The sequence below is a fragment of the Streptomyces sp. KLMMK genome (genome assembly GCF_036961605.1).
In the GTDB taxonomy this organism is placed as follows: Bacteria; Actinomycetota; Actinomycetes; order Streptomycetales; family Streptomycetaceae; genus Streptomyces; species Streptomyces telluris.
This window is the reverse complement of record NZ_JBAMDC010000692.1, coordinates 1-1784: the sequence shown is the minus strand read 5'-3', so window position 1 is coordinate 1784 and position 1784 is coordinate 1. Positions and strand designations below refer to the sequence as shown.

At 75.4% G+C, this 1784-nt stretch carries 3 protein-coding genes and 1 pseudogene; 2 read left to right on the top strand and 2 right to left on the bottom strand.

Annotated features, from left to right (window positions below):
- The first annotated feature begins 78 nt into the window (after positions 1 to 78).
- Both V7793_RS37190 and V7793_RS37185 read left to right on the top strand, forming a co-directional pair.
- Entirely contained in the window at positions 79 to 375 is a 297-nt protein-coding gene (locus V7793_RS37190) for an antibiotic biosynthesis monooxygenase family protein (protein WP_336014109.1), read from the top strand.
- Positions 376 to 435: 60 nt separating this feature from the next.
- Positions 436 to 1338 carry a polysaccharide deacetylase family protein gene (locus V7793_RS37185; RefSeq protein WP_336014108.1) on the top strand — a complete coding sequence of 301 codons (903 nt, stop codon included), beginning with the start codon at positions 436 to 438 and terminating at the stop codon, positions 1336 to 1338.
- 3 nt (positions 1339 to 1341) lie between these two features.
- On the opposite strand, the gene V7793_RS37180 is transcribed toward V7793_RS37185, so the two are convergent.
- Positions 1342 to 1482: a hypothetical protein gene (locus tag V7793_RS37180; protein ID WP_173864732.1), complete on the bottom strand. Its 141-nt coding sequence runs from the start codon at positions 1480 to 1482 to the stop codon at positions 1342 to 1344.
- Positions 1483 to 1539: 57 nt separating this feature from the next.
- Positions 1540 to 1784, bottom strand: a pseudogene (locus V7793_RS37175) (ABC transporter); the annotation flags it as partial.

Genomic DNA, 1784 nt, shown 5'->3' with positions numbered 1-1784 from the left:
CGTGCGGCGGCCCGGCGGGGGAGGGTGTGTTCGGGCCCGGCACCGGGCTCTCCGCCACCGCCACCGCCAGGAGCACCCATGGCCGTCATCGTCACCTTCGACGTCCCCGACGGAGGACAGGACCTCTACGAAGCCGTCATCGGCCGCGTCACCAACGGGCAGGGCTTCACCCGCCTCGCCGACATCCCCGCCGCCGGGCTCATCGCCCACGTCGCCGGCCCCCTGGAGGGCGGGGGCTGGCGGGTGACCGACGTCTGGGAGTCCGCCGAGGCCCTGGAGGCCTGGGCCAAGACCCTCGGCCCCGTCCTCGCCGACCTCGGCCACGCCGACCTGCAGCCCGCCATCACCCCGGCGCACAACGTCGTCATCGCCTGACGGCCGGCGGGCGCGAGGGCCCCGCCGCACCGGGCTTGCGGTGCGGCATACAGTGCCGGTGTGATCCCCATCCCCCGTCGCCGGCCGGCCCGTCACGCCTTCGCGCCCGCACTCGCCGCACTGCTCTGCCTGCCCCTCGCCGCGTGCGGCGGAGGCAGCTCCGGCGCGGCCGAGCGCACCAAGAACCCGCCGTCCCCGCGGACTTCGGCCCCGGCGCCGCGGTCGCCCTCCGCGCAGTCGCCCTCCGCACGGCCGTCGGCCGCGCCCACGCTCCCCCCGGACCCCGGCGGCGCCACCCCCGTGTTCTCCCACGGCAGGCGTGACGGCCCCAAGCGCGTCGCGCTCACCTTCGACGCCGATATGACGGCCGATCAGGACGAGCGCGCCGCGCGCGGGGAGCCGTTCGACAACCCGCAGCTGATCACCACGCTGCGGCGGCTGAAGGCCCCCGCCACCGTCTTCATGACCGGCAAGTGGGCCGAGCAGTACCCCGACCAGGCCAGGTCCATCGGCAGCGACCCGCTCTTCGAGGTGGCCGACCACTCCTACAGCCACCACGCCTTCTCCACCCCCTGCTACGGCCTGCCCGCCGTCGCGCGCGGCACCGCCCGCCAGGACGTGGAGCGTGCCTTCGCCGCCTTCCGGAAGGCCGGGGTGGAGCGCATCGTGCCGTACTTCCGCTTCCCCGGGGGGTGTTACAACGAGGCGGTCCTGCGCGAGATCGCGCCGGCGAAGGTGACCGCCGTGCAGTGGGACGTGGTCAGCGGGGACGCCTTCGCCAAGAAGGCCGGCCCCGTCGCGGACCGGGTGCTGGCGCAGGTGAAGCCCGGCTCCGTCGTGGTGATGCACTGCACGCGCAGCGCGGCGCCCGCCACCGAGGAGGCGATCCGGCGCATCGTGCCGGAACTGCGGGCCCGCGGCTACGAGCTCGTCCGGGTCTCGGACCTCGTCGCCGGGGGCTGACCGTCAGCCGGAGCACGCCGTGCGCTGGGCCTCCTGCCACTCGCAGACGGGACACAGCGTGATGCCGGGGCGGTCGGCGGGGTACTCGGTGGGCTTCGCGCACTGCACGCAGTCCGCGAACGCCTCGTCGTCGTGGTCGCTCATGCCCCCCATCGTCCCCCATCGTCCCCCATGGGCCCGCAGTTCACATGGGCCGGGAGCTCACGTGCGCCGGGAGGCGAACGTGCAGGCCACCGCCACCGCTCCGGCCGTCAGGGCGCCCGCCGCGGCGAGCGACAGCCACGGAATGCTCACGACCCCCGTACGGGAACCGGTGACCAGGCCGGTCACGACGGCCCTCGCGGGCGACGCCCCGGCGAACAGCACCAGGAACGCGGCGAGCACCGTGGACGGCACCGCCCACGCGGTGCTGCGCAGCAGCGGGCGGTTGCACAGCGCCCCGACCG

Bases quoted from the DNA above. Each gene is read 5' to 3' on its own strand.
- V7793_RS37190 (WP_336014109.1), top strand. From the start codon at position 79: ATGGCCGTCATCGTCACCTTCGACGTCCCCGACGGAGGACAGGACCTC.
- V7793_RS37180 (WP_173864732.1), bottom strand. From the start codon at position 1,482: ATGAGCGACCACGACGACGAGGCGTTCGCGGACTGCGTGCAGTGCGCG.